The 14,256-nt window shown below is 63.9% G+C and carries 14 protein-coding genes; 8 read left to right on the forward strand and 6 right to left on the reverse strand.

The window, feature by feature from the left end:
* Positions 1-34 precede the first annotated feature (34 nt).
* Complete coding sequence (locus E5K00_RS04725) at positions 35-475, forward strand: DUF2147 domain-containing protein (protein ID WP_135462105.1); 441 nt, start codon at positions 35-37, stop codon at positions 473-475.
* A 129-nt stretch (positions 476-604) separates the two neighbouring features.
* A complete protein-coding gene (locus E5K00_RS04730; protein WP_135462106.1) occupies positions 605-1,045 on the forward strand; it encodes a DUF2147 domain-containing protein in 441 nt (146 codons plus the stop codon).
* 7 nt (positions 1,046-1,052) lie between these two features.
* Here E5K00_RS04730 and E5K00_RS04735 read toward each other — a convergent pair whose 3' ends face one another.
* Positions 1,053-1,520, reverse strand: coding sequence for a hypothetical protein (locus E5K00_RS04735; RefSeq protein WP_135462107.1), 468 nt, complete (start codon positions 1,518-1,520; stop codon positions 1,053-1,055).
* A 119-nt stretch (positions 1,521-1,639) separates the two neighbouring features.
* Between E5K00_RS04735 and E5K00_RS04740 the strand changes: the two genes are divergently transcribed.
* Entirely contained in the window at positions 1,640-2,272 is a 633-nt protein-coding gene (locus E5K00_RS04740) for a hypothetical protein (protein WP_135462108.1), read from the forward strand.
* A 72-nt stretch (positions 2,273-2,344) separates the two neighbouring features.
* Here E5K00_RS04740 and E5K00_RS04745 read toward each other — a convergent pair whose 3' ends face one another.
* Complete coding sequence (locus E5K00_RS04745) at positions 2,345-4,351, reverse strand: M1 family aminopeptidase (RefSeq protein WP_135462109.1); 2,007 nt, start codon at positions 4,349-4,351, stop codon at positions 2,345-2,347.
* 152 nt (positions 4,352-4,503) lie between these two features.
* Here E5K00_RS04745 and E5K00_RS04750 point away from each other — a divergent pair, with 152 nt between their 5' ends.
* Positions 4,504-6,714, forward strand: coding sequence for a gliding motility-associated C-terminal domain-containing protein (locus E5K00_RS04750; protein WP_135462110.1), 2,211 nt, complete (start codon positions 4,504-4,506; stop codon positions 6,712-6,714).
* An 83-nt stretch (positions 6,715-6,797) separates the two neighbouring features.
* On the opposite strand, the gene E5K00_RS04755 is transcribed toward E5K00_RS04750, so the two are convergent.
* From E5K00_RS04755 to E5K00_RS04765, 3 genes are all read right to left on the reverse strand, one after another.
* Complete coding sequence (locus tag E5K00_RS04755; protein ID WP_245328209.1) at positions 6,798-7,445, reverse strand: cytochrome c oxidase subunit 3; 648 nt, start codon at positions 7,443-7,445, stop codon at positions 6,798-6,800.
* A gap of 141 nt (positions 7,446-7,586) precedes the next feature.
* Complete coding sequence (locus E5K00_RS04760; protein ID WP_135462111.1) at positions 7,587-7,916, reverse strand: hypothetical protein; 330 nt, start codon at positions 7,914-7,916, stop codon at positions 7,587-7,589.
* A complete protein-coding gene (locus E5K00_RS04765) occupies positions 7,909-8,163 on the reverse strand; it encodes a hypothetical protein (protein WP_135462112.1) in 255 nt (84 codons plus the stop codon). The genes E5K00_RS04760 and E5K00_RS04765 overlap by 8 nt, the downstream gene beginning before the upstream one ends.
* Positions 8,164-8,345: 182 nt before the next feature.
* Between E5K00_RS04765 and E5K00_RS04770 the strand changes: the two genes are divergently transcribed.
* The 4 genes from E5K00_RS04770 to E5K00_RS04785 all read left to right on the forward strand — a co-directional run bounded on the left by E5K00_RS04770 (position 8,346) and on the right by E5K00_RS04785 (position 13,005).
* Positions 8,346-9,152, forward strand: a complete 807-nt coding sequence (locus tag E5K00_RS04770) for a TapB family protein (RefSeq protein ID WP_135462113.1) — start codon at positions 8,346-8,348, stop codon at positions 9,150-9,152.
* Positions 9,153-9,221: 69 nt separating this feature from the next.
* Positions 9,222-9,740, forward strand: coding sequence for a DUF4920 domain-containing protein (locus E5K00_RS04775; RefSeq protein WP_135462114.1), 519 nt, complete (start codon positions 9,222-9,224; stop codon positions 9,738-9,740).
* Positions 9,741-10,244: 504 nt separating this feature from the next.
* Positions 10,245-12,407 carry an NAD-dependent DNA ligase LigA gene (ligA, locus tag E5K00_RS04780; protein ID WP_135462115.1) on the forward strand — a complete coding sequence of 721 codons (2,163 nt, stop codon included), beginning with the start codon at positions 10,245-10,247 and terminating at the stop codon, positions 12,405-12,407.
* A gap of 169 nt (positions 12,408-12,576) precedes the next feature.
* Positions 12,577-13,005 (forward strand): rhodanese-like domain-containing protein, encoded by a 429-nt coding sequence (locus E5K00_RS04785; RefSeq protein ID WP_135462116.1) that lies wholly within the window; start codon positions 12,577-12,579, stop codon positions 13,003-13,005.
* Positions 13,006-13,289: 284 nt separating this feature from the next.
* On the opposite strand, the gene E5K00_RS04790 is transcribed toward E5K00_RS04785, so the two are convergent.
* Positions 13,290-14,231 (reverse strand): polysaccharide deacetylase family protein, encoded by a 942-nt coding sequence (locus tag E5K00_RS04790; protein WP_135462117.1) that lies wholly within the window; start codon positions 14,229-14,231, stop codon positions 13,290-13,292.
* Between the last annotated feature and the right edge of the window lie 25 nt (positions 14,232-14,256).

Genomic DNA, 14,256 nt, shown 5'->3' on the forward strand with positions numbered 1-14,256 from the left:
TTTCCCGTCAAACCCCACTCACCCCCTTATTTCCATGAAAAAAACCCTGTTCCTCTGCTTGGCGCTCCTGCTGGGCTTCACCGGCATTGCTTCGGCCCAAAAACTCTCGCCCCTGGGCATCTGGACCAACGAAGAAAAGAAAGCAACCTTCGAAATCTACCAGCAAGGCGACAAGCTCTACGGCAAAATCGTGTCGCTGACCGTGCCCAACGACCCGGCCACGGGCAAGCCCAAGCTCGACTCGCAGAACCCCGACCCCAAGCTGCGCAACCGCCCCCGTCTGGGCCTAGTGTTCATGAAGGACTTCAAAAAGGACAGCGAGAATAAGTGGGACGATGGCACCATCTACAACCCCGAAGATGGCAAAACCTACTCCTGCTACATGAAGGTCCTCAACGCCAACACGATGGAGGTAAAAGGCTACATCGGCTTCTCGCTGATTGGCAAGTCGCAGACCTGGACCCGGGTGAAATAAGCCCGCCCCACCGCCCTTACACAACGAGCGACGCCCTGTTACGGGGCGTCGCTTTTTTGTGCTACCTTCCTTCCCGGCAGAAACCTTCAGCGCCCTGCCGCGGTTAGCCTAGCCACTGCCCCTGCCCCCTTGAAAACGCTCCTGCTCGGTCTGCTGCTCTTCCTGGCCTGCTCCTTCGGAGCCGTGGCCCAAACGGTAGTTCCCATTGGCATCTGGGCCGACGACACGGGCGAAACCCACATCGAAATCTACCGCTGCGGCGACAAGCTCTGCGGCCGGCTGGTGTGGCTGCGCGAGCCCCAGGAAACCAACACCGGCCGCCCCAAAACCGACCTGCGCAACCCCGACCCGGGCAAGCGCACCCAGCTGCTGCACCACCTGACCGTGCTGCACAGCCTGCGCTACAATGCCGGGGCCGACCGGTGGGAAGACGGCGAAATCTATGACCCGCAGAACGGCCGCACCTATTCCTGCTACTTGAGCCTGATCAATAAGGACAAGGTGGAAGTGAAAGGCTACATCGGGTTTGCCCTTATTGGCCGCTCCCACTACTGGTCGCGGGTGCGGTAGCGCCGGGCTAAAATACGTCCTCGATGCGGTAGGGCCGGCCCCGGAAGCTGAAGGTGTCGCCGACCCGGCAGCCGGCCATGGCCTGGTAGAGCGGTGAAAAGGCGGAAATGGCAAAGTACGGCTCTCCTTCAACGCTGATTTCGCCTAGGCTCAGGGCAATGTAAAACCGCTGGGCACTGGTGACGACGACGGTGCCCACGCCGGGCTGGTCTTTGGGCGAGCGGGCTTCGGGCACCCGCCGCAGAGCCTGCAGGCCGGTCAGGGCTTCGTCGAGCTGGCGGGCAAACAGGTCGCGCTGCAGCTGGCAGGTTTCCCGGAACGACTCGAAGGTATCTTCCGTGCTGCCCTGGGTTTCGAGGGCACTTTCCTCCAGGGCGAGCATGGCCTGCCGGGCCGTGTCGGCTTTCTGCTGCTGCACGCGGCGGCATTCGCCGAGGAGCTGCTGCTTGAGAACGGTACGTTGTTTGGTAGTCATAGAGTAGCGGACAAAGAAAAATATAGACCGGAAAAGACGCCCGCTGCTGATGCCGGCTGCGTCTGTCCCAAAAACTATTTTTAGTGCCGAGTGTTTGTTCTCAAAATCAGTTCTCTCCCTTGCTTTCCTTTCTGAAGAAGATATTCGCCGCTGACCGCTCCTCCGCCGACGCGACCAGCTGGCAGCCTTTGCGGCGCACGCCGGCTCAGGTGCGGGCGCACCAGCAGTGGGTAGAGCAGCAGGTGTATCTGAACTGGATGGGGCCCTTCTTCAAAGCGTATCACTTTCAGAAGACCGGCGTGTGTGCCCGCCAGCTGCGGGTGCAACTCATCAAGGACCAGGGCCGGCAGGGCGCTTTGTTTTTCTACGACCCCAGCATTGGGCCCGGCAACTTCCGCCACCTCTTCGACTTCATCCGGGACCAGGTGCTGCAGCAGGGCTACAATGCCTCGGTATCGGACCACCGCCTGCTGAAGCATGAGCGCTACGCCGAAAGCATCGAAAAGCACTTTCTGAAGCCCCACCCGAACGACTGCTCGGCCACGGGCCGCTGCAATCAGCGCTACGGCAACGTAACCGTGGACTTGGTCAGCATCAACGGGCAGCCGGGCTTCATCCGCTTTTTCGCCAACGCCTACCACGACAGCATCTTCACGCCGGCGGCGTCCTTTGACGAGCTCATGGAGCAGACCTTCAACCTGCCAGCCGCCCCGCCCGAAGTGCAGCAGCGCATTGCGCAGTACTACAAGTAGAGCCCCTCAGAAACATAAAAAAAGCCCCGCCGAAGTATCGGCGGGGCTTTTTTTGTGGGGTAACCCGGGCGGTTACTCGCGCACGAAGCGGGCGAAGGACACCTCGCCTTCGGGGGTAGTCAGGCGCAGGTGGTAGAGGCCCGGCGCAAGCGGACGGGTATCCAGGGTGGGCTGGGCGGCCCCGACGGTGCGGAGCAGCACCACGCGGCCCGTCACGTCGGTGATTTCGGCCTGGGCGGTGCGCATCGTCAGGTTAGCCAGCCGCAGGGTTTCGCGGCACGGGTTCGGATACACTGTAACGGCGGCCATGGAAGCGGCATTTTTCGTGGACAGCGTATTGTCTCGCACGGCCGTGCTGCTGCCGTTGAGAATCCACTGGTTGGGGTCGAGCTGAATGCTGCTGACGGTGGCGGCCACGGGCAGCGTGAAGGTGGAAACCAGCTGGCTCTGGCGCAGGCGCACAACCTGGTTGGTACCGTTGCTGTAGTTGATGCGGTAGTCCAGCTCGGTGTCGAAGAAAGGCGTGACAGTGGGCAGGGAAGGCGTTTCGGTCGAGCGGATATAGAGCGAGCTGCCCACCTGGTTCCAGCGCACGGCGAAGGAAGGGTAGCCTTCCCCCCGAATCCACTGCTGGAAGAAATAGTCGAGGGAGCGGCCGGCTTCGGCTTCGAAAATGCGCTGCATGTCCAGGGTGCGGGCCGTGCTGCCGCCGAAGCGGGTCTGGTACGTGCGCAGGGCCCGGAAAAACTTCACGTCGTCGTTGAGCAGGTAGCGCAGCATGTGAATCACGGTGGCGCCCTTCTTATAGCTCAGGCGGCTGCTGAAGATACGGCCCACGTTGGTGGTGTCGGCCGCGGGCACCAGCACGCTACCCCCGGTGCTTTGCAGACTGAAGGCGTGGGCGTTATCCATCCAGGAGCGGGCGCTGGCCGCCGTGGCAAAAGCATTGAGCGACAGGTACTCGCCGTAGGAGGCAAAGCTTTCGTTCAGCCAGATGTCGCGCCAGGAGGCGCAGGTCACGTTGTCGCCGAACCACTGGTGAAACAGCTCGTGGGCGGTCAGCGTGAAGGTGAAGCCGTCCTGGGTGGTCATGGTCTGGTGCTCCATGCCGCCGCCGATGGGGCCCATCGAGTGGCCGTACTTTTCCTTGGCGAAGGGGTACAGCCCTATCAGGTTCGAGAAGTTTTCGATAAAGCCCGGGGTACGGTCGATTTCCGTGCGGTAGTCGTTGAGCGCGGCCGTGTTGTAGAGGTAGTTGACGATGGGAATCTGGGGCCCGCCCGCGGGGTTGGCGTAGTTGACGTACTCCACGTAGGGAGCCACGGCCACCGAAATCAGGTAGTAGGCAATGGGGTAGCGCGACTTCCACTCGTAGCGGCTTTTGCCGTTGGGGCGGGGCGTCACCTGGGTCAGCACGCCGTTGGAGCCCACTTTGTTGAGACTGGCGGTCGTCACCCACACGTCGCTGGAGTCGGCCTTGTCGGTCAGCACCTGCTTGCAGGGCCACCACTCGTAGGCATTGAAGGGCTCACTCAGGCTCCAGGTCACGGGCACGCCGTAATCCGGGTCGATGGCGGTATCCAGGGCGTTGCCGATGGCGGCCGAGTTGCCGTTGGGCGCCGTGCCGCGGTAATAGATATAGGCGTTGAAGAGCGTGCCCGCCGGCACTGCCTGGGCCAGCTTCACGGTTACGTCGCCGGCGGCGCGGCGCGTGCCCACGACTTTTTTGCTGTTCACCACCACCGAGTCGATGGTGAGCGTCGGGTACAGCTCAAACGCCAGCGAGTCGAGGGCTTGGCCGCCGTTCAGGGCCAGCATGCGCACCGAGCCGCCCACGGCGCGGGAGTTATTTTCCAGCGTAATGTCGAGCTTGTAGTATTTCACGTCGTAGCGCTCCATCTTCTGACGGTGGCGCACGGTGGCGGCCGGCTGGCGCAGGGCCGCGCTCTGGTGCATCTGGGCGCAGTTGCGGGCGGCCGTGCCGTCGAGGTCGGCGGGCTGGGCGCGGTAGGTTGGAATCTGGGCCTGGGCCGCTCCGGCGAGCAGGCAGGCCACTAACGAGTATACGATTTTACGCATGCAATAAGGAGAATGAAAGGAGCCTGGGCGGAGCGCCCTACGACCCGTGGGAATTGAGTTGGCTAAGATACGCAGCCGGCCACAAACCTGGGGCCGGCGCTGGGGTTACGCAGGCAGGTTTCGTATCTTTAGACAGCCTTACCCCCCATATTATGCCTCGACTTCTATCTTCAGTTTTTTGGGTTCTGCTGCTGCTGCTCGTGGCGGCCGGGCCGGCGCGGGCCACGCACATCGTCGGCGGCGAGCTGGATCTGCAACACCAGTCCGGCAGCCGCTACCGCATCAACCTGAACCTGTACTTCGACGCGGTGTACGGCAACCCCGGCGCGCTGGATAACACGCTAACGGTCAGCATCTTTGAAAAGGACACCGACCGGCGGATGCTGAACCTGACGTTGCCCCTGGTGGCCAACACCAACGTGACCTACTCCAACATTGCCTGCACGCTGCCCATCCTGAGCACGCGCCGCATTCAGTATTCCAGCCTGATTGATTTGCCGGCCACTACCTACACCAACCCGGCGGGCTACTACGCGGCCGTGGAGCGGTGCTGCCGCAACAACAACATCCGCAACATCCGCAACCCCGGCAACGCGGGCCAAACCTACTACCTGGAGTTTCCGGCCGTGGTGCGCAACGGTAAGCCCTTTATCAACTCCACGCCCCGCATCTTCCCGCCCCTGAGCGACTATGCCTGCCGCGGCGACCTGTTCTACTACGACTTCGGCGGCCAAGACGTGGACGGCGACTCGCTGGTGTATGAGCTGTCGACGCCCCTGAACGGCCACTCTACCTCCACCGTGCCCAAGCCCGCCGCGGCCGACCCGCTGCCCTACAGCCCGATTCAGTGGCAGCCCGGCCTCAACGTGCTCAACCAGATTCCCGGCGACCCGGCCCTGACGGTGAACCGCGCCACGGGCCGGCTACAGGTGCGGCCCAACCAATTGGGCTTGTTCGTGTTCGGCATCAAATGCTCGGAATACCGCGACGGGGAGAAAATCAGCGAGGTGCGGCGCGACTTTCAGCTCCAGGTCATCGACTGCCCGCGCAACTCCGAGCCGACGATGAGCGTGTTTTCGGCCGGCGCGACCAAGGCTTACCAGCCGGGGGTAGACGTGCTGAAGCTGGAGCCCGGCAAGAGCCGCTGCCTTACCCTGCGCTTCACCGACCCCGACCCCGACTCCCGCCTGACCCTGTCGTTGTACCCGGTCAACTTCACGGCCCCGCTGCCCAGTGTCTCGCTTCTGCAGGGCACGGTCCACAAGCCGGGGGCCCCCGATACGCTGGTGTCGCAGCTCTGCTTTCCCAGCTGCACCGACACCAAAGGCAAGGTGTACCTGCTCGACGTAATCGTGGCCGACAACGGCTGCAGCCTGCCCAAACGCGACACGGTGCGCGTGGCCTTCACCGCCGTGCCCGACCCCAACAGTCCGCCCCAGGTGGCTACCACGGCCGGGCCGGGTTTGCCGCTGCGCGTGCGCATCGGCGACCTGGTCACGTTCCAGGTGACGGGCCAGGATGCCGACGCCGACCCCGTGACGCTGGAAATGAGCGGCCGGGGCTTCGCGCCGGCCAGCGTGGGGGCGGCGCTGATGCAGAACGGCGGGGTGGGCTCCCCGGTGAGCGGCACCTTTACCTGGCGCGTGCCCTGCCCGCCCACCGACAAGTTTCTCTACGAGTTTGAGTTTGCCGCCGCCGCCGCGCCCTGCAACCTGCGGCAGGCCTCGCCCCCGCTGGTTATTCCCATTCAGATTGACTATGCCAACACCCCGCCCACGCTGGCCCTGGCCCTGGCCGACACGGTTACGGTAATCAAACGGCAGCTGGGAGAGCCGTTCCGCATGACGATGGAGGGCCTGGACTCCGACGTGGACCCCTTGACGCTCACGGCCACGGCCAACGGCCTCGACCTGGCGGCGGCCGGCATGCGCTTCACCGCCCAGAACGGCGCGGGCAAAGCCACCGGCCTGCTCGAATGGACGCCCAACTGCGCCCTGGCCGCTGCCAGCCGGATGGACGTGACGTTCCGGTTGCAGGAAACCACCTGCCGGCCCGTGCCCAAAACCCGCACCCTGCGCTTCGAGGTGGTGCGGCCCGTGGCCCAGCCCTTCCTGCCGCCCAACGTCTTCACGCCCAACAACGACCAGAACCACGACTTCTTCGAGCTGCCCAGCCTGCCGCCCGACTTCTGCGACTCGCGCCTGGCCAACATCAAAATCTTCAGCCGCTGGGGCAACCTCGTCTACCAGACCACCGACCGGACTTTCAAGTGGGACGGGGGCGGCCTGCCCGCCGGCGTGTACTTCCTGCTCATTGAGTTTACCGACAAAAGCTACAAGGGCACGGTGACCATCGCGCCCTAGCCGGAGGCCTTGCCGCCCACGAAAAAGCCCCGCCTCAGAGTTGAGTCGGGGCTTTTTCGTGGGCGGCAAGGCCGTTGGGAAGGCTAATACAGGAACAGGAAGATGGCAAACAGCGCCACCCACAGGGCATCAATGAAGTGCCAGTAGATGTTCAGCATGCGCAGCTGCCGGTGGCGGTACGGGTCGCGGATAAACACCAACGAGCGGACCGCGTCGCGGGAGGCGTGCATGCTGCGCAGCATCAGGGCCAGCAGCAGCAGCATGCCGCCCAGCAGGTGCGCCACGTGCAGGGCCGAAATCAGGTAGATGTAGGTACCGCTGGCCTCGCCCACGAAAAAGATGCCCTGGTTCATCAGCTCCCGCCAGCCCAGCACCTGCAGGCCGGAAAAGATGCTTCCCAGCAGCAGCGTAGCTCCCAGGCAGCGCGACAGGTTCCGAATGTCGTCGGAGCGGTAGATGCGCTGGGCCTGGCTGAGCGTGTAGCTGCTGATGAGCAGCACGATGGTACTCAAAGAGAAGTAGCGCGGCAGCGGGTGCGCCCCGGTAGGCATGCCGCTGAGCGTGCGGGTCTGGATGTAGGCAGCCACCAGAATGACAAACAGCACCGTGATGCCCACCATAGCCAGGTACAGCAGCATGAGCAGCGGCGGCACCCGCTCGATGCGGGCGAAGGCGGAAGGCGGCCGGCCGGCCCCTACTTTGTCTTTGCGTTCTTTGTCGGAATTCATCATCGGGTGCGAGGAAGCTACGTACGTTCTGGAAACCAATCCAAGAGCCATAAGTTCCGTTCTCGACCTGACTGACGGCACCGGTGGCTACAGAGCAAGATACGTAAAATGCCCTTCCTCGGGCACCCTTATTTCCGGGGATTTCTACCGAAAAAAAGACCCGATTTTTCCCAGCACGGCGTTGATGGTAATCTTGGCCGAGCGGCCGGCCCCGAAGGTGACGTGCGTCTTGCCCGCCACCCGCAAATCCAGGATCAGCCCCAGCTCCCGGGCCAGGTCGTTGAGCTGCTGCAACGGGTCGGGGGCGTTGGCCGGCTTGGGCTTCTTGGGGCCGGGCGGACCGCTGGTGAGCTTGTCGAGCACGCGCTGGCTGGGCAGGTTCACAATCAGATAGGAGCCCGAGCCGGCAATCTGAATGTCGTCCCCATCCATGGTAATGACCAGCCGCGCCTCGATGTCGAGGCCACTAGCCAAGGGGCTCCGATTTGGGGGCGGGCAGCTGCACCGAAGCCGGAGCGGCGGTATTTTCGCCGCGGGTGCGGATGCGCAACGAGCCGTTCAGGCGCCAGGTCGCGGGGGCCGCGCCGGGGTTCTGGGCGTTGGGCACTTGCAGCTCCATCTGGTCGAAGGCAAAGCTGAGCTCGACGCCGCCGGAAAGTTTGGAAAGCAGCGAGGCCGCCGTGTCGGCCCAGGTGCCGGAAGATTGGGAAGAAGTAGCCATAATAGGGAGCGGGAACAGGGAAAGAAAAGGAAAAGGGATACTACCCGGCAAACGTGCCCGGGCCGCGCAAGTTACGGGCTGGCGCGCAGCTTGGCCGGGTAGTTGCCACGGGGTGCGCAAATCTAAATAAAGTGGGCTTCGTATGTTGCCCAGGCTTCGCCCCTACTGTCCACCTTCCCGCTATGTCTGCCCTGCCCTCCCTCCCGCTGTTTTCCGCCCTGCTGCTGACGTGCCTGCCCCTGGCTGCCCTCCGGGCCCAGACCACCGCCCCGCCAGCCCCCGACACCGTGCCGGCCACTGCCGCCGGCCCCGACTGCCGCCACCCCTTCGGCCTGAACGACAACAACGAGCGGGTCTACCGCCTCAGCGACGCGGGCGGCAAGCCCGCCGGCGAGCTGCGCATGCGCGTGGTGAGCCTGAGTTCGGAGATGAACAAGAAAAAAACGGTGGAAACGCACAAGGTGCTGCTCAAAAGCGGCCTCTACGACGCCAAAAGCCGCCTGCTCAACATGCAGGACCTCACCATCTCCTGCCGCCAGGACACGAGCTTCATCGACGGCATGAGCGAGTTGAAGCCCGAAAGCCTCCGCTCGTTCCGCGACCGGAAGTTTGTGTACGCCCCCGTGGCCCTGGCCTGGCCCCACCAGCCCCAGATCGGCTCCGTACTGCCCGAGGGCGGCAGCGAGGTGCAGGTCAGCAGCTCGGTGGTCGATATTGCCAAGGTGCGCAGCTTCGCCCGGCAGCGCAAGGTCGTCAGCGGCCCCACCCCCGTTACGACGCCGGCCGGCACGTTTTCCTGCTACAAAGTGGAGTCGGAGCACGAAGACGCCACCCAGGCCCGCAAGGATATGGTAATGCGCACCACCTACAAAGTTGTGGACTACTACTCGCCCGCCGTGGGCATCGTCAAAACCGAGGTCTACGACAAAAAGGGCAAGCTGGCCCAGACACGGGTGCTGGCCAGCATCAACGGGGGCCGCAAGCCGTAGGCGTACGGCTTAGCCGAAAACCACTAGTTTAGGGGCCGATTCTTCGGCCCCTTTTTTTGTCTTGCGCTTATGAACCTCAAACCTCTGACCCTGGTCGCCGCCCTGGTGGGCCTGGCCGCCTGCCAATCGTCGCCCGCCACCACCGAAGCTGCCGCTACGGCGGCCGTCACCCCGGCCGCGGCGGCCCCGGCCATTACCGGCAAAACCTACGGCGCGGCCATTACTGCCGCCGGGGCCCGCCCCATCAGTGAGCTGCGCCAGGTGCTGGGCCAGCAGGATTCGGCCCAGGTGAAGCTGGTGGGCACCGCCGCCGAGGTGTGCCAGGCCAAGGGCTGCTGGCTCACGATGACCACCGCCGAGGGTCAGCCCATGCGGGTGCGCTTCAAGGACTACGCCTTTTTCGTGCCCAAAGACATCAGCGGCAAAACCGTCGTCATCAACGGCTGGGCCCACCGCGAGGTAGTGCCCGTCGAGGATTTGCAGCACTACGCCAAGGACGCGGGCAAGTCGGCCAAGGAAGTAGCCGCCATTACCCAGCCCGAGGAGCAGCTCAACTTCGAAGCCGACGGCGTGCTGGTGCAGGACTAGCAGTAGCCTTCCAGTAGCTAGTAGCGCGAACTTTGTAGTTCGCGTCGCCCGCGCCGTTGCAACGAGTATCGTTCGGCCACGCGAACTACAAAGTTCGCGCTACATAAAGGCGGCCCCCTGCGGGCCGCCTTTTCTATTGTCACTTGGTCACATTGCCTTGTCACCTGGTCAGATGTAGTTGTCACAAGGGCAAATGCTCTTGTCACTTGGGAACAGCTCATTGCCACGAGGGCAGATGCCGTTGTCACCCGCTCACAGGTTATTGACACCTGGTCACAGGTCATTGTCACCCGCTCACAGGTCATTGTCACCCGCTCACAGGGCATTGTCACCCGCTCACAGGGCATTGCGGGGAAAGCCGGGCCCATCGTGCGCCGGTCAACTGCCGTTGCGAGGAGGACAAAGGCCATTGTGCGCCGGCCAAATCCCCATTCTGACAACCGACAACGAACAACTGACAACTAAAACTGCGTACACTGAGCGCAACCCGGTTATTTTTGCCCCATGCCTGACAACACCGCTGCCATCCAGGAGAAAATCACCGCCCTCACCGAGCGGCTGCACTACCTCAACCACCAATACTACCAGCACGACACCTCCGAAGTCAGTGACCAGGAGTTCGACCACCTGCTAGCGGAGCTTCAGCAGCTCGAAAAGGAATACCCTGAGCTGGCCCGGCCCAACTCGCCCACCCAGCGCGTGGGCGGCACCATCACCAAGCAGTTCCCGACGGCCCCGCACAAATACCCCATGCTGAGCCTGGGCAACACCTACTCCGAGGCCGACCTGCGCGACTTCGACGAGCGGGTGCGCAAGGGCCTGGAAGGGGCCGACTTCGCCTACGTCTGCGAAATGAAGTTCGACGGCGTGGCCATGAGCCTGACTTACGAAAACGGCCAGCTCACCCAGGGCGTCACCCGCGGCGACGGCACCCGCGGCGACGTGGTCACCAACAACGTGCGCACCATCAAGAACCTGCCCCTGCACCTGCGCGCCGCCGGCCCGGCCCAGCCCCCGGAGTTTGAGGTGCGCGGCGAGATTTTCCTGCCCCTGCCCGTTTTCGACGACCTGAACCGGGAGCGGGAGCAAAACGGCGAAGCCCTGCTGGCCAACCCCCGCAACGCGGCCAGCGGCACGCTCAAGCTCCAGGATTCGGCCCTGGTGGCCGCCCGCCGCCTGCGCTTTTTCGCCTACAGCTTCCTGAGCCCCGGGCGCGGCGTGTTCCCCACCCACAGCGCCTCCCTCGAAGCCCTCAAGGCCTGGGGCCTGCCCGTGTCCGACACCTGGCGCCGCTGCCACAGCCTCCAGGAGGTCCTCGACTTCATTCACCACTGGGAGAAAAAGCGCTTCGAGCTGCCCGTTGCCACCGACGGCATCGTCATCAAGGTCGACGACTTCCAGCAGCAGGAAGTCCTGGGCTTCACCGCCAAGAGTCCGCGCTGGGCCATTGCCTACAAGTACCCCGCCGAAGCGGCCCGCACCCGCCTCAACAGCATCCAGTACCAGGTGGGCCGCACCGGGGCCGTGACGCCGGTGGCCCTGCTTACGCCCGTGCCCCTGGCCGGCACCGTCGTCAAGCGTGCCTCGGTCCACAACGCCAACCAGATTGCCGCCCTCGACCTGCGCCTCGGCGACCTGGTGTTCGTGGAGAAAGGCGGGGAAATCATTCCCAAAATCACCGGCGTCGACCTCTCGGCCCGCCCCGAGGGCAGCCAGCCCATCCAGTACCCCACCGAGTGCCCCGCCTGCGGCACCCCACTGATCCGCCCCGAGGGCGAGGCCCACTTCCGCTGCCCCAACGACACGGGCTGCGCCCCCCAACTCAAAGCCAGGCTCGAACACTACGTCTCGCGTAAGGCCCTGAACATCGACGGGCTGGGCGCCGAAACCGTGGCCCGCTTCTTCGACTTGGGCCTGGTGCGCACCCCGGCCGACATCTACGACCTCTCTGCCGACAAGCTCACCGGCCTGGAGCGTTTGGGCGAAAAGTCCATCCAGAACCTGCTCAATGGCATCGAGGCCAGCAAGCAGGTGCCCTTCGACCGGGTCTTGTTCGGCCTGGGCATCCGCTACGTGGGCGAAACCGTGGCCGAGAAGCTGGCCGCCCACTACCGCTCGATAGACGCCATTCTGCAGGCCGCCGCCCCCGAGCTGGCCGCCGTGCCCGAAGTCGGCGGCGTCATTGCCGAGTCGTTGGCCGCCTGGAGCCAGAACGAGGCCAACCGCGCCCTGGTGGAGCGCCTGCGGGCGGCCGGCGTGCAGCTGGCCCTCACCGGCGAGGCGCCCAAGGCCGTCAGCGACCGGCTGGCGGGGCAGACGTTCGTGCTGTCGGGGGTATTTGAGCAGCACAGCCGGGAAGAGTTGCAGCAGCTGATCGTGCTCAACGGGGGCAAAATCACCGGCTCCATCAGCAAGAAGCTCAACTACCTGGTAGCCGGCGACAAAATGGGCCCCGCCAAGCGTGAAAAGGCCACCGAGCTCAAAGTGCCCATCATCTCGGAAACCGATTTGCTGGCCATGATTCCGACGGCGACCCAAACCGGCGACGAGGAGGAAATTTTGGCACCTCAAAACCTCGATTCCAGCGCGGAAACGGCCTCCGGCGAGACTTTTTCGGCCCCTACGGGCACTGCAAACGATTTAGGTCAGCAAGGTTCCTTATTTTAGCGCCTGAAACCACTGTTCCGGTGGTATTGGCCCCAACCGTGAGCCGGACCGCGCCTTGCTGCAAGCCGGTCAATTCCCACCCCGGCTCACGGTTGTAGCGCCCCCTGCGGCACGATTCGCGCCCGACGGCTGTTTACCAGCTGCCCCTACCCGCTTTCCCTGCCTGCTTATGCTCCGCTCCGCCTTTTCGGCCGCCGTATTCTGCGCCGTGCTTAGTGCTACCTCGGCCGTTGCCCAAACCACTCCCGCCGCGGGCCAGCCAGCCGCGCCGGCCGCCGTCGCGCCCAGCCGCCCCATCACGCCCCCGGCCGAAACCCAAAGGCTGCTCCGGAAGCGGAACGTGGTGGTGCTCGACGTGCGCACGCCCGAGGAATTTGCCACCGGCCACCTAGCCGGGGCCCAAAACCTGAACTTCCGCGACCCGAACTTCCCCACCCAGCTCGCCGCCCTCGACACGACCAAAACCTACGTGCTCTACTGCGCCTCCGGCAACCGCAGCGGCAAAGCCGCGGTGCTGATGCAGGAAAAAGGCTTCCGCAAGCTGGTAAATGCCGGCGCGTTTAAGGATCTGAAAGCGGCGGGGATGAAGACGGAGTAAATCCGTGTCATTGCGAGGCGGAGTCGAAGCAATCCGTCCTCTGCAATGTGCGGAGCGTGCTTAAGTAGAAAGCCCTGACGCACGAGCGGACGACTATGTAACGCGAAGTTCCACTTCGCGAGGCGGCCGCGCCGCTGCAACGATACTCGTGCAACGCCTCGCGAAGTGGAACTTCGCATTACAAGCAAAAGCCCTTTCCCGCACGAGCAGGAAAGGGCTTTCTGGTAAAAGAGCAATAGTTACTTCGCAGAGCACGGATTGCCGCGCTTCGCTCGTAATGACGACTAGAAGCTCTGCACGATGCTGTTGTGCAGGGTCCGGGGCTTCCAGTAGCCGCTGGCGATGATGCGGCGGATGGTGAACAAGGGGTCCTGCTGGTCGCGCTTCTCGGCCAGCACGAAGGCGGCTACCATGCCGCGCTGCTTGAGCTGCGGAATGGCTTCGGGGTTCCAGAGGCCGAAGGGGTAAGCGAAGTACTTGATGTCCTTGCCGGTGATTTCCTCCAGGGTTTTGGTCGGCTTCTCAATCTGCGTCACCCAATCCTGGCCCTGGTACTTCTTCACGTTGTGGTGGTCCCAGGTGTGGGAGCCGATGACGTTGCCCTCGTCGGAGAGCTGCTTTACCTGCGCCTTGCTCATGTAGTTGGGGCGGCCCAGGCTCACGGTCATCACGAAGTAGACGGCCTTGTAGCCGTACTTATCCAGCGTGGGGCGGGCCACGGTGAACTGGTCAAGGTCGGTGTCGTCGAAGGTGAGCATGATGGGCTTGCTCGGCAGCTTCGCGCCCGTGGTCAGGTAGGCGTAAAGCTGGTCGGGCAGGATGGTGTGGTAGCCCGAGTCGGCCAGCATCTTGATCTGGTCCTTGAACTGCTGCACCGGCACGATGTAGTCCTTGGCCCCTTTCGAGTCCTTGGCGCGCCAGTCCCGGATCTGGTGGTAGCACAGAATCGGCACCTGGGGGCGGGCCGTGATGGTGGCCGCGTCGGCAATCTTGCTGGCCGGAATGCTCGTGGGGTCGGGCGCGGGCGTAGCGTTGGCTTCGTCGGTGGCGGTGGCAGCGGTGCCCGACATAGCGGCGGCCGTGGCGGCCGAATCGGAGGCTACGGCTTCAGCGGTGGGGCTGCCGGCTTCCGAGGCCGTGGCGGGCTTGGTGTCGCAGGAAGAGAGCAAGGAGCTGGCGGCCAGGGCGGCGGCGGCCACGAAAAGCGGGGTACGAGACAAAATCATTGGGTGAATGGGGGCGGCACAAGGC

It is taken from the genome of Hymenobacter aquaticus (assembly GCF_004765605.1).
GTDB lineage: Bacteria > Bacteroidota > Bacteroidia > Cytophagales > Hymenobacteraceae > Hymenobacter > Hymenobacter aquaticus.

Excerpts from the sequence above, each read along its gene's own strand:
- E5K00_RS04725 (WP_135462105.1), top strand. The coding sequence starts at position 35 with ATGAAAAAAACCCTGTTCCTCTGCTTGGCGCTCCTGCTGGGCTTCACC.
- E5K00_RS04735 (WP_135462107.1), bottom strand. The coding sequence starts at position 1,520 with ATGACTACCAAACAACGTACCGTTCTCAAGCAGCAGCTCCTCGGCGAA.
- E5K00_RS04745 (WP_135462109.1), bottom strand. The coding sequence starts at position 4,351 with ATGCGTAAAATCGTATACTCGTTAGTGGCCTGCCTGCTCGCCGGAGCG.
- E5K00_RS04750 (WP_135462110.1), top strand. The coding sequence starts at position 4,504 with ATGCCTCGACTTCTATCTTCAGTTTTTTGGGTTCTGCTGCTGCTGCTC.
- E5K00_RS04755 (WP_245328209.1), bottom strand. The coding sequence starts at position 7,445 with ATGATGAATTCCGACAAAGAACGCAAAGACAAAGTAGGGGCCGGCCGG.
- E5K00_RS04765 (WP_135462112.1), bottom strand. The coding sequence starts at position 8,163 with ATGGCTACTTCTTCCCAATCTTCCGGCACCTGGGCCGACACGGCGGCC.
- E5K00_RS04770 (WP_135462113.1), top strand. The coding sequence starts at position 8,346 with ATGTCTGCCCTGCCCTCCCTCCCGCTGTTTTCCGCCCTGCTGCTGACG.
- E5K00_RS04775 (WP_135462114.1), top strand. The coding sequence starts at position 9,222 with ATGAACCTCAAACCTCTGACCCTGGTCGCCGCCCTGGTGGGCCTGGCC.
- ligA (WP_135462115.1), top strand. The coding sequence starts at position 10,245 with ATGCCTGACAACACCGCTGCCATCCAGGAGAAAATCACCGCCCTCACC.
- E5K00_RS04785 (WP_135462116.1), top strand. The coding sequence starts at position 12,577 with ATGCTCCGCTCCGCCTTTTCGGCCGCCGTATTCTGCGCCGTGCTTAGT.
- E5K00_RS04790 (WP_135462117.1), bottom strand. The coding sequence starts at position 14,231 with ATGATTTTGTCTCGTACCCCGCTTTTCGTGGCCGCCGCCGCCCTGGCC.